The sequence below is a fragment of the Bradyrhizobium sp. AUGA SZCCT0160 genome (genome assembly GCF_018130105.1).
GTDB lineage: Bacteria > Pseudomonadota > Alphaproteobacteria > Rhizobiales > Xanthobacteraceae > Bradyrhizobium.
The window spans coordinates 1-16202 of record NZ_JAFCMD010000005.1 but is presented as its reverse complement, the minus strand read 5'-3'; the positions used below and the strand labels follow the sequence as shown (position 1 = coordinate 16202).

The 16202-nt window shown below is 63.1% G+C and carries 13 protein-coding genes; 4 read left to right on the top strand and 9 right to left on the bottom strand.

Annotated features, from left to right (window positions below):
• Together lptE and leuS are read right to left on the bottom strand one after the other, a co-directional pair.
• The gene (gene lptE / locus JQ558_RS10010) at window positions 1–552 is read right to left on the bottom strand and encodes an LPS assembly lipoprotein LptE (protein ID WP_212207605.1); all 552 of its coding nucleotides are present in this window, start codon (window positions 550–552) and stop codon (window positions 1–3) included.
• Entirely contained in the window at window positions 539–3163 is a 2625-nt protein-coding gene (gene leuS, locus JQ558_RS10005; protein ID WP_212293544.1) for a leucine--tRNA ligase, read from the bottom strand. The genes lptE and leuS overlap by 14 nt, the downstream gene beginning before the upstream one ends.
• A gap of 284 nt (window positions 3164–3447) precedes the next feature.
• On the opposite strand from leuS, the gene JQ558_RS10000 reads away from it, so the two are divergent.
• Window positions 3448–4437 (top strand): GGDEF domain-containing protein, encoded by a 990-nt coding sequence (locus tag JQ558_RS10000; RefSeq protein WP_212293721.1) that lies wholly within the window; start codon window positions 3448–3450, stop codon window positions 4435–4437.
• Here JQ558_RS10000 and JQ558_RS09995 read toward each other — a convergent pair.
• The gene (locus JQ558_RS09995; protein WP_212293543.1) at window positions 4434–6125 is read right to left on the bottom strand and encodes a diguanylate cyclase domain-containing protein; all 1692 of its coding nucleotides are present in this window, start codon (window positions 6123–6125) and stop codon (window positions 4434–4436) included. The genes JQ558_RS10000 and JQ558_RS09995 overlap by 4 nt on opposite strands.
• Window positions 6126–6231: 106 nt before the next feature.
• Between JQ558_RS09995 and JQ558_RS09990 the strand changes: the two genes are divergently transcribed.
• Window positions 6232–6921 (top strand): YggS family pyridoxal phosphate-dependent enzyme, encoded by a 690-nt coding sequence (locus JQ558_RS09990; RefSeq protein ID WP_212293542.1) that lies wholly within the window; start codon window positions 6232–6234, stop codon window positions 6919–6921.
• A 137-nt stretch (window positions 6922–7058) separates the two neighbouring features.
• Here the strand turns inward: JQ558_RS09990 and JQ558_RS09985 are convergent, their stop codons facing one another.
• Both JQ558_RS09985 and JQ558_RS09980 read right to left on the bottom strand, forming a co-directional pair.
• Complete coding sequence (locus JQ558_RS09985; RefSeq protein WP_212293541.1) at window positions 7059–7844, bottom strand: 2-keto-4-pentenoate hydratase; 786 nt, start codon at window positions 7842–7844, stop codon at window positions 7059–7061.
• Window positions 7845–7868: 24 nt separating this feature from the next.
• Window positions 7869–8438, bottom strand: a complete 570-nt coding sequence (locus tag JQ558_RS09980) for a L,D-transpeptidase (RefSeq protein WP_212274446.1) — start codon at window positions 8436–8438, stop codon at window positions 7869–7871.
• A 260-nt stretch (window positions 8439–8698) separates the two neighbouring features.
• Between JQ558_RS09980 and JQ558_RS09975 the strand changes: the two genes are divergently transcribed.
• A complete protein-coding gene (locus JQ558_RS09975) occupies window positions 8699–9385 on the top strand; it encodes a response regulator transcription factor (protein WP_044539278.1) in 687 nt (228 codons plus the stop codon).
• 48 nt (window positions 9386–9433) lie between these two features.
• Window positions 9434–9874: a Crp/Fnr family transcriptional regulator gene (locus JQ558_RS09970; RefSeq protein WP_192740640.1), complete on the top strand. Its 441-nt coding sequence runs from the start codon at window positions 9434–9436 to the stop codon at window positions 9872–9874.
• A gap of 70 nt (window positions 9875–9944) precedes the next feature.
• Here the strand turns inward: JQ558_RS09970 and JQ558_RS09965 are convergent, their stop codons facing one another.
• The 4 genes from JQ558_RS09965 to JQ558_RS09950 all read right to left on the bottom strand — a co-directional run bounded on the left by JQ558_RS09965 (window position 9945) and on the right by JQ558_RS09950 (window position 15494).
• Complete coding sequence (locus JQ558_RS09965; protein ID WP_212207611.1) at window positions 9945–10760, bottom strand: exodeoxyribonuclease III; 816 nt, start codon at window positions 10758–10760, stop codon at window positions 9945–9947.
• Between the two features lie 65 nt (window positions 10761–10825).
• Window positions 10826–11665, bottom strand: coding sequence for an outer membrane lipoprotein carrier protein LolA (locus tag JQ558_RS09960; protein WP_212207612.1), 840 nt, complete (start codon window positions 11663–11665; stop codon window positions 10826–10828).
• A gap of 142 nt (window positions 11666–11807) precedes the next feature.
• Window positions 11808–14258 carry a DNA translocase FtsK gene (locus JQ558_RS09955; RefSeq protein WP_212293540.1) on the bottom strand — a complete coding sequence of 817 codons (2451 nt, stop codon included), beginning with the start codon at window positions 14256–14258 and terminating at the stop codon, window positions 11808–11810.
• Window positions 14259–14270: 12 nt separating this feature from the next.
• Complete coding sequence (locus tag JQ558_RS09950) at window positions 14271–15494, bottom strand: aminotransferase class I/II-fold pyridoxal phosphate-dependent enzyme (RefSeq protein WP_212293539.1); 1224 nt, start codon at window positions 15492–15494, stop codon at window positions 14271–14273.
• Window positions 15495–16202: the final 708 nt, after the last annotated feature.

Genomic DNA, 16202 nt, shown 5'->3' with positions numbered 1-16202 from the left:
TCAGGTGCCGGCGACGAAGAACGACGCTAGCCGGGTCTGGATGTTCTCAGCGATCTCATTGGCTGAGCGATCCTCGGCGTCGCGGAAGGCGCGGGCGCGGGCGAAACGCTGCATCTGGCCCGGGATGTCATAGGACACGCGGGAGAAGGTCGTGCCTGTCATGACAGACTTGTTCGTCGCCAGATCGATCAGATTGTACTGCGCGTCGATACCGTAATTCTCGCTCGACGGCAGCGCGGTGGTCGGATCGAGGATCAGCGACGAGCGGCTGGTGGAGAACCGCAGCACCAGCCGATGGGTCGGCGGCATGCCGGTCGCATTGCCATAAAGCTTGAACGCCAGCTGGTTGCGGATTTCGACCTGGATGCGGGCCTCGCGGGAGGCGTTGTTCTTGTCGACGGGCGGGATTTCCACGCCCATCAGCTTTTCGCGCAGGCCGGGCGAGCCGTCGGCGCGTTCGGCATACATCGGCTGAAAACAGCCGGCCGTCAGCGCCGCCAGAGCGACAACGGCGAGCAGCCGAGCGGCGATCCGGGTCCTAGCCAACGACATTCACGATCCTCATGGGAACAACAATCACCTTACGGACGGCCTTGCCGCCCAGGGCCAGTTTTACCGCATCAAGGGCCAGAACGGCAGCCTCAATTTCCGGATTTTGGGCGCCCCGTGGCAAGGTTACATCACCCCGTTTTTTGCCGTTGACCTGAACCACCAGCGTCACCGTGTCTTCAACCAGCAAATCGCGTTCGATTTGGGGCCAATTGGCTTCTGAAATCAGCCCGGATTGCCCCAATACCGTCCAGCACTCCTCGGCCAGATGAGGCATCATGGGCGCGAACAATTGAACAAGGATGACCGCGGCCTCCCGGACCGACCAGACCAGGTCCGGCGCCGGCTGCCCCTCGCGCCCCAGCACCTCGGCCAGCACATTGGTGAATTCGCGGATATGGGCGAGGCAGACGTTGAAATGCAGCCGCTCGATGCCGTTCGACACCTTGTCCAGCGCGCCATGGGCCGCCTTGCGCAAGCCCAGCGCATCGTCGCCGAACGAGGCTGGCCGGGCGGCCGGGGCTGCTTTGGCAATCTCGGCCGATTCGTTGACCAGCCGCCACAGCCGCTGCACGAAGCGCGAGGCACCCTGCACGCGCTCGTCGCTCCAGATCACGTCGCGATCCGGTGGTGAGTCCGACAGCATGAACCAGCGCGCGACGTCGGCGCCGTAGGTGGCGATGATGTCGTCGGGGTCGACAGTGTTCTTCTTCGACTTCGACATCTTCTCGATCGCGCCGATGGCGACCTCTTCACCCGTCGTCAGCAGAAGGGCGCGCTTGCCATTGCCGCCGGTCTCGATCTTCACCTCGGCGGGCGTGACGTAAGAGCCGTCGGCCTTCTGGTAAGTCTCGTGCACCACCATGCCCTGCGTGAACATGCCGGCGAACGGCTCGTCCATGCCGATATGGCCGGTCGCCTTCATCGCGCGGGTGAAGAAGCGGCTGTACAGCAGATGAAGGATCGCGTGCTCGACACCGCCGATATACTGGTCGATCGGCAACATCCGGTTGACGACGTCAGGCGTAGTCGGCGCGTTCTCGTTCCAGGGATCGGTGAAGCGCGCAAAATACCAGGACGAGTCGACAAACGTGTCCATGGTGTCGGTTTCGCGCTGGGCTTTGCCACCGCATTTGGGGCAGGCGACGTGCTTCCAGGTCGGATGATGGTCGAGCGCGTTGCCGGGCTTGTCGAAGGTCACGTCCTCCGGCAGCACCACCGGCAAGTCGCTGTCCGGCACTGGCACCACGTCGCATTTCGGGCAGTGGATCACCGGGATCGGGCAGCCCCAATAGCGCTGGCGCGAAATGCCCCAGTCGCGCAGGCGGAAGTTCACCTGCCGCTCACCGACGGGCATGTTGCCGCGCAGTTCACTCTCCAGCCGCTTTGCGACTTCTTCCTTGGCCTGCTCGATGGTCATGCCATCAAGGAAGCGGGAATTGATCATGCGGCCGTCACCGTCATAGGCGGTGTCCGTGATTACAAACGTCTTCGGGTCCTGGCCTTCCGGACACACGACGGGCGTGACGCCGAGCGCATATTTATTGACGAAATCGAGGTCGCGCTGGTCGTGCCCGGGACAGCCGAAGATCGCGCCGGTGCCGTATTCCATCAGCACGAAGTTGGCGACATAGACCGGCAGCTTCCAGTTCGGGTCGAACGGATGCACCGCGCGGATGCCGGTGTCGAAACCCTGCTTTTCGGCGGTGTCGATGATTTCCTGGGCGGTGCCGATGCGTTTGACCTCGGCGATGAACTCCGCGAGCTTGGGATTCTTCGCTGCCGCCGCGATCGCCAGCGGATGGTCGGCCGCGATCGCCATGAACTTCGCGCCGAACAGCGTGTCGGGCCGCGTCGTGAAGATCTTCAGCTCGCTCTCGCCGGCCGGCGTCGTTGCCGCATCCAGCGCGAAGCGCACCAGCAGGCCCTCGGAGCGGCCGATCCAGTTGCGCTGCATCAGCCGCACCTTGTCGGGCCAGCGATCCAGCCCATCCAGGGCGTCCAGCAGTTCCTGCGAGTACTTCGTGATCTTGAAGACCCACTGGCTCATCTCGCGCTGTTCGACCACGGCGCCGGAACGCCAGCCGCGGCCGTCGATCACCTGCTCGTTGGCGAGCACGGTCATGTCGACCGGGTCCCAGTTCAGCTTGCGCTTCTCGCGCTCGGCGAGACCGGCGCGCAGCATGTCGAGAAACATCTTCTGCTGATGCTTGTAATAGCTGGGGTCGCAGGTCGCGAATTCCCGGCTCCAGTCGAGCGACAGTCCGATCGACTGCAGCTGCTTCTTCATCGCGGCGATGTTGTCGTAGGTCCAGGCCTTGGGCGCGACCTTGCGCTCGATCGCGGCGTTTTCGGCCGGCAGCCCGAACGCGTCCCAGCCCATCGGGTGCAGCACGTTGAAGCCCTTGGCGCGCATGAATCGCGCCAGCACGTCGCCGAGCGTGTAGTTGCGGACATGCCCGATATGGATGCGCCCGGACGGGTAGGGGAACATCTCGAGGACGTAATATTTCGGCCGGGAATCGTCGTTTTTGGAGGCGAAGATCGCCTTCTGGTCCCACTGGCGTTGCCAGCGCGGCTCGGAGTCACGGGCGTTATAGCGTTCGGAGGTCATGGAATCGCTGGGCTTTTATGGATTCGGGGCCGTCTAAAAGACGGCGGACTAGGCCACAAAAGCGGTTGCGGGGTCAACGGGTTGGCGCAGATCGACGGGCGCCCTGGGGCGTCTGGAGCCGCATGCCGGCGGGTCGGTTGAGGGGCATTTAACGAATTTATGGGAACCTGCCTATGAAAAGAGCACCAATTCACCGGTAGGAAGCCATCAAAGCCGTGACCGCGGGATTCGACGAGCTCGATTTCGAATACGCGACATCGGTCGCTGAAACGGCCATGCGCTCAATGGCCGAGCATCGCGTGCCGCCGACGCCGAACAATTTCCATGTCTGGTTCAATTATACGCTCGGCACGCCGCCGGTGCTGAAGCGGGCGATCGACATCCTGATCGGCAACAAGCGCAAATTCGACGCCCAGACCAATCGTGAAATCTATGAGAGCTATATCGGATCGAAGGCCGCCGACGAGGCGGTGGCCTATGAAGTCTCCCAGCAACTGCATTCGGTAATGGCGTCGGCCAAGCAGTTCCTGACCACGGCGATCGCCGACAACCGCACGCAAATGGCCGCCATCAACGATGTCACCGAGCGCACCGGGGCCGGCGTCGATCCCAAGCTGCTGATCGAGAGCCTGATGAGCGAACTCTCCAAGGCGACGACGCGCGCCACCAAGCTCGAAGTCGGCTTTGTCGAGAAATCACGCGAACTGGCGACGATCCGCGATTCCCTGGTCAAGTCCGAGGAGCGGGCCAAGACAGACACGCTGACCGGCCTGCCGAACCGCCGCGCGCTGGAGGAGTTCTTCCGCAAGGCTCAGCTCGCGGCGATGGAGCAGGACGATCCAGTGAGTGCGCTTCTGATCGATATCGATCACTTCAAGCGCTTCAACGACGAGTTCGGTCACGGGGTCGGCGACCAGGTGCTGCGCCTGATGGCGAGGGTGTTGCGCGAGGCCGTGCGGGACATCGATCTGCCGGCGCGATATGGCGGCGAGGAGTTGATCGTCATCCTGCCGAACGCCGGCCTGACGACGGCTGCCACGATTGCGGAACGCATCCGGCGCCTGGTTGCCGAATGCCACATCTCCCGCCGTTCGACCGGAGAAGCACTGCCTGGCATCACCATCTCCATCGGAGTGGCGCAGTTCCAGGGCGGCGAATCGATGGCCGATCTGATCGAGCGCTGCGACCGCGCGCTCTATCAGGCCAAGAAGACCGGCCGCAACCGGGTCGTCACCGAGGCCGAACTCGTGCCCGAGCAGCGGGTGGCGGGCTAGCCCGCCAGCGCCATCCCGGCCTGATCCACCATCTTCGCAAATCCATGCTCGACCACGGTGTTGCGGCCGCGGTGTTTGGCGGCGTAGAGGGCGGCATCGGCGGCCTCGATCAGATCGCCCGGGCGCTGCGCGTCGTTCGGAAGCGTGCCGGCCACACCGATGCTCACGGTGACGGTGTGATGGCTGCTGGTGTGATGCGGTATTTTCAGGTCCAGCACCGCGGTGCGCACCATCTCGCCGATCGCCAGCGCTTTCAGCGAATCGGTGTTCGGCAGCAGCAGGCAGAATTCCTCGCCGCCATAGCGGCCGGCGAAGCCCATGGTGTCGGCGGCGATGCCGGCCAGCGTTTCGCCGAGCCTGGTCAGGCAGGCGTCGCCCTCCGGGTGGCCATAGGTGTCGTTGTAGAGCTTGAAGTGATCGACATCGATCATCAGCAGCGACAATTCGCTGTTGTATTGCTGCGCCTTCATCCACTCGAAATCCAGACGGCTCTGAAAGCCGCGGCGATTGGCGAGACCCGACAGCATGTCGATCGACGCGATCACGGTGAGGCGGTCGTTGTTGGCGAGGAGCTCGCGCTCGCGTTGGCTTAGCTGGGCGGCCATCGCGTTGAAGGCGCGCGCCAGCGGCATGAATTCCGAAGGCAGTTTGCTGCGCGCGACGCGCGCCGTGCGATCGCCCTCGCCGAACCGCCTGGCCATGCCGGTCATCACCTCGATCGGGTTGATGATCAGTTTTTCCGCGCCGATCAGCGCGCCCAGCAGCACGAACAGGCAGACAAATCCCAATTGAAGATAGGCGGTGCGGATCTCGCGATTGATCGCGGCGGTCACCCTGGTTTCGTCGATGCTGACGATCAGGCGGGACTGTGTTCCGGAAATCCGGGAGAAACTGATGGTGCGATTCGAGCCGTCGGACGCGGTGAACGAAAGCGAGCCGGTCGGGGCGTCGGAGCTCAAGGCCTTCTCCGCCACGGCGGACATCAGCGGCACCGAATCCAGCGGCCGGCCGATCATGCTGGTCTGATCGGTAGGCGCGGCGAGGACGACGCCGGCGCTGTCGACCAGCAACGACGAAATTCCCGGCCGCCCGCCGAGATTGGTCATGATCTTCGACAGCCAGTCGATATTGATGCCGGCAACGACGACGGCGTCTTCCTCTGGATTGATGGCAGCCACCGGATAGGCCGCCATCATCATCGGCCGGCCGTTCGTCCTGCCGAACAGATAGTCGCTGAAAACGAAGTCGCGGCTTGCCTGCGCCTTCTTGAAATATTCACGGTCGCCGATCTGCAGTCCGACCTGAATGTTCAAGGTCGAGCACTGCACGAGGCCGTCCTTGGACGCGATCATGATGCTGCGGATCCAGGGCAGGTTGCTCGGCAGGCTGGCGCGCAGGATTTCGCAACTGCGCCCGATGCCGCTGGAGGCGCGGATATAGGCCGCCGATTTCAGCATCGTCTCGACGGAGGAGACGACTTCGCGCTGGGTATCGGCGCTGTGCTGGGCGATGTTGAGGAATTCTTCGGTGGCAAGGGCGATTTGCTTGGAGCGGGTATGTTCGAGCGAACGGACGCGTTCCAGCATCAAGGGCGCCACCAGGATCAACGCCAGCAGCACCAGCCGCGTGCGGATCCCCAGAAGCTTCTTGAGTTTCACTCTGTTGCGGTTGAAAATAACGGCAGACATCCTGTTCCCCACCCCGCGTGGCAGGATAGAGCGAAGGGTTCAAAAAGCCCTTCTCGAACTTGGTAAAATCCAAGGAAATTCCGTAAATGTACGAGCCGCAACCGATATGACGCCTCCGACAACCACCTCGCTAACTGAACCTTTACCCAACGGTCTTGCGACGGTGGAGCAGGATATCGCGCGCGCTTGCAGGGAAGCGCGCCGTGATCGTGCGACGGTACAACTGATCGCGGTGTCCAAAACGTTCGACGCGTCGGCGATTTCGCCCATTATCGACGCCGGACAGCGCGTATTCGGCGAGAATCGCGTGCAGGAAGCCAAGGCGAAATGGCCTGGGTTAATGTCCGCTTACCAGGGGCTGGCGCTGCATCTGATCGGGCCGCTGCAATCCAACAAGGCGAAAGAGGCCGTCGCGCTGTTCGACGCCATTCACTCGGTCGACCGCCCGAGCATTTGCGAAGCGTTAGCCAAGGAAATCAATTCCCAAAAAAAGCAGCCGGAATTGTTCGTCCAGCTCAACACCGGCGAGGAGCCGCAGAAGGCCGGCGTCGCGCCTGGCGAGGCCGATGCGTTCATCACGGGCTGCCGGGAGAAATATGGCCTGCTGATTTCCGGATTGATGTGCATTCCACCGGTCGACCAGGCACCGGCACCGCATTTCGCGTTGACCGCAAAGATCGCCGCGCGCAACGGCTTGAAGAATCTGTCGATGGGCATGAGCGCCGATTTTGCGATCGCGATCCAGTTCGGCGCCACGCATATCCGCGTCGGCTCCGCGATTTTCGGGCATCGCTGACTTGTCGTCCCGGCGAAGGCCGGGACTCACGCCGCGGCTTCTCGGTTGAGCAGTTAGGTAGACGCCCTCTTTCGACAACCAGCGTTGGTGGTTATGGGTCCCGGCCTTCGCCGGGACGACACCGAGCGTGAAGCCGCCTACTCGAACCCCACCGACACTTTCCCCAGCACTCCAAAATCAACCGCACAGAAATCGCCCGCCTGGATCGGCAGCGGCGGATGGCAGGTGCCTGTGGTGACGACCCGGCCCGCTTTCAGTGTTACGCCGAGCTGGCGCAATTCGTTGGCGAGCCAGGTCAGCGCCAGCCGGGGATCGCCGAGCACGTTCTTGCCATGACCGACGAATTGCTGGCCGCGTAGCGTGGTGACAGGTCTCTCCTCGACCAGATCGCGCGCGCGCCAGTCCGCCGTCGTGGCCGGGCCGAGCACGAACAGATGCGCGCAGGCGTTGTCGGCGATGATCTGGGCGTCGCCGGCGCTGACGAAATCTGTAAAGCGCGAATCCGGAATCTCGATCGCCGGATGCAGCGTGTCGACGGCATCGAGCACCTGGCTCATCGTGTAGGGCGTCGATCGCGACGGAAGATCGTAGCGCATGCGAAACGCGAATTCCGGTTCGGCAACGCGCATTTCGTTGCCGGCCATCGACGCCGTGCCGCCGTCAGGGATCACGGTCTCGGCGAGAATGCGTCCGGCCATTGGACCGCCGACATTGATGTGCTTCTGCCCGGCCTCGCTGGTGGCCGCGATCTTCCAGCCGAACAGATGGGTCGTCGAAAATCTTTCGATCGCGGCCTGGATCGCATACGCCTCGATGCGGTCCTGTGGACGCAGCCAGTCGTCGAGTGCGTCAAGCTTGGTGCCGGCGCGCCAATGGTCGTGCAACGTCTGCGACGCCGACGCAATCTGATGTCTGTCCTGCATAATCCCCGCACCCTGAAATGAAGTTCATCCAATAATAATTTTGGTTTGCGGCCCCATCCGCCGCAGCAACCGCAGCATCGCAGACTTTGTCATCGAAACGCAGCCTGCCGTGGCGGAAAAATTCGGGCGCGCCAGATGCAGGAACACCGCGCTGCCGCGGCCGGCAATACGCGGCGCGCTGTTGTGATCGATCTCGACGATGAAGTCGTAGAGGTGATCGTCGCGTGTGAGGCGGTCGCCGATCTGGTCACGCATCAGCCGTATCGGCTGGTTGTAGTGGCGGTCCTTCGGATCTTCGCACCAGCCGTCCTCGGGCCGGATTGGCCGGACCGGCAGAAAGGTTGGCGGGCGCGAGTGGCGGTCGGCGCGCCACCATAATTGCAGCGGCCGGTAGGTGCCCCGCGGGGTGCCGCCATCGCCTTCACGCTTGTTGGCGAGGATGCCGCCGCGACCAAGTGCCACCGGGATGGTCCAGCCGTCGGCCGTCAGCCAGCCCCGGCGTGGATCGCCCGCGGCGCGATGAACCCTGATCGCCGAGAGCGGCCGATCACGCGCTTCTGTCTCATAAGTGATTGAAAAATTGGTGTTTCCCATGCCAAAGGTCCAAATCCTGGGGTTGCGTCCCCGGCCGCAATTGCTCTATTTGACGCGCATTACAGGACATTCATCCAACAGCCCCTCGAATCTGGGATACACTGCGGTTCGCCTTGTGAAATTGTAACAATCTCCTACCTGATTCCGTACCCGATGGCCGAGGTTCGCCCGCGAGCCAGTTTCGTCATCGACCAACCGACCAAGACCGGCTTGAGACGCTCCCACTTGTGTCCGCCGCCTGCCTCTAGAGGATCGTACCTATGGCCAATGCCCGCAAGATCCTGATCGTGGATGACGATACCGATCTGCGCGACACGCTGGTTGAGCAATTATCACTGCATGAGGAGTTCGAAGCCTCCGCGGTCGATACCGGCGCCAAGGGCGCCAGCGCCGCCAAGGCCAATTCCCCCGACCTGGTGCTGATGGATGTCGGCCTGCCCGATACCGACGGCCGCGAAGTGGTCCGCTCCCTGCGCAAGGGGGGCTTCAAGGCGCCGATCATCATGCTGACCGGCCACGACACCGATTCGGATACCATTTTGGGCCTCGAATCCGGCGCCAATGACTACGTGGCAAAACCGTTCCGCTTCGCCGTGCTGCTGGCCCGGATCCGGGCGCAACTGCGCCAGCACGAGGCCAGCGAGGACGCGGTGTTTTCCGTCGGCCCCTACAGCTTCCGCCCCGGCTCCAAGATGCTGACCGGCGCCAACGCCCGGAAGGTGCGGCTGACCGAGAAGGAAACCGCGATCCTGCGCTTCCTGTACCGGGCCGGCCAGATGCCGGTGTCGCGCGAGACGCTGCTGCAGGAAGTCTGGGGCTATAATTCGGGTGTCACCACCCACACCCTGGAAACCCACATCTACCGGCTGCGGCAGAAGATCGAAAAGGATGCCGCGAATCCCGAGATCCTGGTGACGGAAGCCGGTGGCTACAAGCTGGTGCCGTGATACGATTCGGCCCACGAATCGTACCTCTTTGGGCATCACCGGTTCCGTATGTCGATCGAAGATGATGTAGCTCTGCTCGAGCGCGTCCCGACACTGCGCTTGTTGGGAACGACGGCGCTGCGCATGCTGGCGATCGGCTCGGAGCAACGCGAATTCGGCCGCGGCGACCAGTTGTTCAACGCCGGCGACGAGGCGGACGCAGGCTATATCGTGCAGCGCGGTGCGTTCCGGGTCGAGGACGGCGGCGCTGAAGTCATCGCAGGTCCCGGTGCCCTGATCGGTGAGCTGGCGTTGATCGTGGCGATGAAGCGGCCGTCGAGCGCGATCGCGATCGAGAATTCCACCGTGATCCGGGTGTCGCGCAGCCTGTTTCAGCGCGTGCTCGAGAGCGATCCTGCCGCGGCGCGGGCGCTGCGCGACGAACTCGCCACCCGCACCAGCCAGCTTGCCAGCGATATATTGATGGCCGGCGCCAAGCTCTCTACCTGATCGCAATTCTTGTTTTGACGCGTTTTCTTCACGCGAACCGGTATCCACTTCGCTCGAAAACGCTCTGACCTCACACCTCCAGCGTCACCGTAACCGGCACGTGATCCGACGGGCGCTCCCAGCTGCGCGCGTCGCGGGTGATGCGGAAATCGCTGACGCCATCCTTCAGCGCGCGCGAGACCCAGATGTGATCGAGCCTGCGGCCGCGGTCGCCGACGGTCCAGTCGGCGGCGCGGTAGCTCCACCACGTATAGACCTTCTCCGACAGTGGAATGCGCATCCGGGCGACATCGAACCATTCGCCATGGGTCTGTGCCGCCAGCAGCTTTTCGCATTCGATCGGGGTGTGCGAGACCACCTTCAACAGCTGCTTGTGCGACCACACATCGTTCTCGTGCGGCGCCACGTTGAGGTCGCCGACCAGGATATGCCGGTCGTCGCCGCGCGGATGCAGCGGTTCGCAGGCTTTCATCTCGTCGAGAAATTTCAGCTTGTGATCGAACTTCGGATTGAGCGCGGGGTCGGGGATGTCGCCGCCGGCCGGGACGTAGAAATTATGCAGCACCAGCGGCTTTGCGAGCTGGGCCTTTTCGCCGAATGCCACCGAGATGTGCCGCGAATCGATGTTGTCGCAGAAGGTGCGGATATCCTTGGTCTCGAACGGCAGTTTCGAGACGATGGCGACGCCGTGATAGCCCTTCTGTCCGTTCAACGCGACATGCTCATAGCCGAGGCGCTTGAAGCGCTTCAGCGGGAAGGCATCGTCGATGCATTTGGTCTCCTGCAGGCAGAGGACGTCAGGCCGTACCGATTTGAGGAATTTGGCGACGATGTCGATGCGCAGGCGCACCGAGTTGATATTCCACGTGGTCAGGGAAAAACGCATGCGGGCCCGAAATGAAAAAGACGTGCGCTTGATGACGCACGTCCTTCGTCCCTAATCAAGAATCATCAGCCTGGCGGCACCGAATAATTGGTGAAATCGATCTTGAACAGGCCGGGATCGACCTTCTTCGACGTATCGAGATTATAGACCGCGACCGTGGTGTCGTAGCCCTGCGGGTCGGTCACGGTCCATTGCTTGAGCTGGCCGTCCTTGGTGCCGACCATCAGCATCAACCGGCTGGTGCCGATCAGCGCCTGCTTCTCCTCGATGGTGACGCTGATGAAGACGTCATCGGCAGTGACGCTGACGACGTTGGTATCCTTCAACAGATCGATACGGTCCGACAGCAGGAACCGGAGCGGCGTTTGCGACAACGGATAGATGTCCTGGGTCGCGAGCTTCTTGTCGCGCACGGCGAGCGAGGATCCGTCGGCAACGATCGCGATCTGACTCGGCGCGTCATATTCGAAGCGTACCTTGCCCGGCTTCTGGATCACGAAGTCGCCCTTGGTCTTGCTGCCGTCCGGCCCGACCTGGACGAAATTTCCGACCAGCGTCTGCAGCGACGACAGATACGTACTCACCCTGGCGGCCTGCGCCTTCTGGTTGGCATCGAAGGTCGCGAAAATATTGGCGGGCACATTGCGATTTGGATCGGGGATGACAGGGTTCGGTGGCGCTTGCGTCGCGCCCGCCTTCGGCGGCGCCTGGGTCGCACCCGTCGTCGCCGGACCTTTTTGCGAATCCTGCGCGCTCAGCTGCACGCCGCCGTCGCGGGCCTTGGGTGCGGGCTTTGGGACCGGAACGTTCTGCGAAAAGCCTGATGTCGCTGCGCCGGCAACGGACATGGCGATCACAAGCGCCAGTCCGTAACGGACGCCGCGATGGGTAAAGTAGTGTGTCATCAGATATTTCGAATCTCTATTCAACGGATCGTCCCACTGCCGGTGGTTTTATCGCGCTTTCGACCAAAGGAGATATCGTTTTTCCGTGAGAATTATTACGCCAAATTCAGTTCGTTAGTGGACCTATTCGCTTGAAATCGCTCTAGAAACCGCTCTCTTCTTCCTCGACCAGAATTTCGCGTTTGCCGGCGTGGTTGGCCTGGCCGACGATGCCTTCGAGTTCCATCCGCTCCATCAAGGACGCCGCGCGGTTGTAGCCGATTTGCAGCCGGCGTTGAATGTAGGAGGTCGAGGCCTTGCGGTCGCGCTTGACGATGGCCACGGCCTGCTGGAACAGGTCGCCGCCGCCGTCGCCGCCCATGCCGGTGGAATCGAACACCGCGCCGTCCTCGCCCTCGGCAGGTTCTTCCGCCGTAACGGCCTCGAGATATTCCGGTTGGCCCTGCGTCTTGAGATGGCGCACCACCTTCTCGACTTCCTCGTCGGAGGCGAACGGGCCGTGCACGCGGCTGATGCGTCCGCCGCCGGCCATATAGAGCATGTCGCCCTGGCCGAGCAGTTGCTCGGCGCCCATTTCGCCGAGAATGGTGCGGCTGTCGATTTTCGACGTGACCTGAAACGCGATGCGGGTCGGGAAGTTCGCCTTGATGGTGCCGGTGATGACGTCGACCGACGGACGCTGCGTGGCGAGGATCACGTGCAGGCCCGCGGCGCGCGCCATCTGCGCCAGCCGCTGCACCGCGCCTTCGATGTCCTTGCCGGCCACCATCATCAGGTCGGCCATTTCGTCGACGATGATGACGATGTAGGGCAGCGGTTCGAGGTCGAGCTTTTCGTCCTCGTAGATCGCCTTGCCGGTTTCCTTGTCGAAGCCGGTGTGCACCGTGCGCGTCAGCTCCTCGCCCTTGCCCTTGGCTTCGACGAGACGCTGGTTGTAGCCGTCGATGTTGCGGACGCCGAGCTTGGACATCTTCTTGTAGCGCTCTTCCATCTCGCGCACCGCCCATTTCAGCGCGACCACGGCCTTCTTCGGGTCGGTCACGACGGGCGTCAGCAGATGCGGGATGCCGTCATAGACGGAGAGTTCGAGCATTTTGGGATCGACCATGATCAGCCGGCACTGATCGGGCCGCAGCCGGTAGACCAGGCTCAGGATCATGGTGTTGATGGCGACCGATTTGCCGGAGCCGGTGGTGCCGGCGATCAGCATATGCGGCGTGCGCGCCAGGTCGATGATGATGGATTCGCCGCCGATATTCTTGCCGAGGCAGAGCGGCAGCTTGGCGTGCGACTCGTCCTTCAGCGACAGCAGCTCGCGCAAATAGACCTTCTCACGGTGCGCGTTCGGCAATTCGATGCCGATGGCGTTGCGGCCGGCCACCACGGCGACGCGTGCCGACAGCGCGCTCATCGAGCGGGCGATGTCGTCGGCGAGGCCGATGACGCGCGAGGATTTGATGCCGGGCGCCGGCTCGAGTTCGTACAGCGTCACCACCGGACCGGGATTGGCCTTGACGATCTCGCCGCGGACGCCGAAGTCGCCGAGCACGCCTTCCAGCGCGCGCGAATTGGCTTCCAGTTCGCTCTTGCTGAGCGGCTGGCGATCGGATGCTTTTGGTGCCGTGAGCATCGAGACCGCGGGCAGTTCGAACTTGTCTTTGCGTGTCGATGCTTTTGGCGCTGCCGCCTTCTTGCGCGGGGCGCGGGCGACGGGGGCTTCCTCTTCCTCGTCTTCTTCCTCTTCCTCGTGGCCGTAATCTTCCTCGGCCTGCGGGGCAATCGATGGCGCCGGGCGGCCGCCGAGACTGGGCTCCTGTCGCTCGAACGAGGCGGTGCGGGGCTGCGGCGCGCTTGCGACCAGCGAACGGTAGGCCGTGGACATCAGCCAGCCGAGCCGGGCCTTGGCGCTCATCAGGGCATGATAGACCCAGCCGAGCGAAACCGAGCTGCGATCGCGCTCTTCCTCGAACGGCGCGTCGTCATCCTCAATGGGTGTCAGCTCTTCGTCGTCGCGTGGACGCGAACCCCAGCCGCTCGCAAACAGGAAGGTGGCGCACATCGCCGCGAACAGGATGGTGCCGAGCACCAGCCGGTAGATGAAACCGGCGGGCCCGAAGATTACGGCTGGGGCGCGCACCAGCGCATCGCCGACGACGCCGCCGAGCCCGGTCGGCAGCGGCCATGCGCCGCCATGCGGCCAGCAGCTGGCAAAGCCTGCCGCAATGATGGTGCAGAGGATCCAGCAGGCCAGGCGCAACGCTTCGCGGTCGAAGGTGCGATGGGTCAGCATGCGCCAACCCCACACCGCGACGGGCAGGATCAGCATGATCGCGCCGAGGCCGAGAATCTGCATCAGGAGATCGGCGCCGATCGCGCCGGGATAACCAAGGACGTTGCGGATCGCACGCGAGGTCGCGTGGCTCAAACTTGGATCCTGCACCGACCACGTCATCAGCGCGGCGGCGGCGACGCCGGAGATCGCGATCAGACACAGGCCTGCGAGCTCCCGCAGGCGCCGCGCCAGCGCGTCGCGGATCGAGGCCGGCAGATGGCCAACCAGGGGAATGACACGTTCGATCGCTGGCATGCTCATGGGGCCCTGCGACTAAGCCAAAGTTTCGACCAGGCGGTGCAACGCCTCGGCCGTTGATTCACTGTCCGATACCAGCGCCAGGCGGATATAGCCGGCGCCGGGATTGCTGCCGTCGTTCTGCGGACGCGACAAATAGGTTCCGGGGATCACGCGCACGCCGGCATCGCGATAGAGCTGCACCGTTGCAGCCTCGTCGCCGCCGCGGTCCGATACATCGAGCCAGACGCAGAAGCCGCCGGCGGGCCTGGCATAGCCGTAGCGATTGCCGAGGATCTGATCGGCGAGATCGAACTTGATGCGATAGAGCCGGCGGTTTTCCTCGACATGCGCCTCGTCGCTATAGGCGGCGACCGCGACCTGCTGCAGCGGCACCGGCACCTGCGGGGCGGCGACGTTGCGCAGTTCGTGAAAGACGCTAAGAAATTTCTTGTCGCCGGCCGCAAAGCCGACGCGCATGCCCGGCAGGTTCGAGCGCTTCGACAGCGATTGAAACGCCACGACGTTGCTGAAATCGGATCCTGCGCATTCGAGCACGCTGCCCGGCGCCTGTTTGGTGTAGATCTCCGAATAGCACTCGTCGCTCAGGATCATGAAGCCGTAGCGATCGGCGAGTTGCACCAGGCGGGTGAAGTAGTCGCGCGAGGCGACGGACCCTTGCGGATTGGCCGGCGAGGCGATGTACATCGCAACGGTGCGCGCCAGCGTCGCCTCGTCGAGTGCATCGAGATCCGGCAGGAAGCCGTTGGCGCGTGTGGTCGGCAGATAGATCGGCTCGCAATTGGCGGCGCGCGCGCCGGCGCCATAGGCCGGATAGAACGGGTTCGGCATCAGGATCGCCGGCCGGCCCTTGCGCGGGCCGACATAGCGCGCGGCTGTGATCGCGGCGAAGAACAGGCCCTCGCGGCTGCCGTTCAGCACCAGAATTTCACTCTCGGGATCCATTGCCCGAGGCAGCTGGAACCGGTTCGAAAGCCAGCTTGCGACCGCCCGGCGGAACGGCTCGATGCCCTTGGCGATCGGGTAGCGGCCGAAATCGGCGATGTGCTGGGCCAGCACCGGGCCGACAAAGGACGGAACCGGGTGCTGCGGCTCGCCTAATGACAATGCAATCAATGGCTTACCGGGCTGATAGGGAGCCAGAAGCTCGGCCGTCCGCAGAAACGGCGAACGTTCGGCCTGACCGGCCGGGATACTGCCGGCGCCCTGCGCCACGCCGGAAGAGGCGGTCATTGCCATGCGAGATACGCCAGTACTTTCAATAGCGGTCGGGGGACGGTGGAGCGACCGGTAACGGATCAAACCACCATAGATACGGCGAGGTTAAGACGCGATTAACCATCGGCGCCAGCGTCGAATTTGAGTGGATTTTGGTCGATCATGGCAGCGGTGCGGCCCCACTCATCGCTGTCGTCCTCCGCGAAAGCGGGGGACCCAGTACGCCGCGGCTTCTCGGTTCTGTCATCAGTTTCTCTGGGTCGTCCGTTTATCTCGATCCGTCATCCTGAGGCCCGCAAGAGCGCGCACCTCAGGATGACGGGGATACAGTTTCGCATTCTCGCGACGCATTGCGCCCGAGCTTTGCCAGAAACTCCTTGCCCTCGAAAATGAGGGCGCAGGGAAGACCGGGTGCGCGCTGCACCCGCGGTCCCGTGTGCGGTTTGCACTAAAAAAGCTGCACACGAGCATACAGGGCAGCGGAGAACACCCGGCCTTCCCTGCGCAATGGCTTTACGGCTTATGCCGTGATCTCCCCGGAGACGAGTTCTTGGTTGACTCCGTCGCTGCCGGTTCAGCTCTCGCCTACCCGACAGCTTGACACCTGCAACGGGTGCCAGGACCACACGGTTTTGCCGTACGCTTACCCACGCCGTCGTCAGACGTGAACAAGCGTCCACTGCAACCCGCCCAACGTCCGTGACGACGGCCGACGCCCTTCTGACCAGG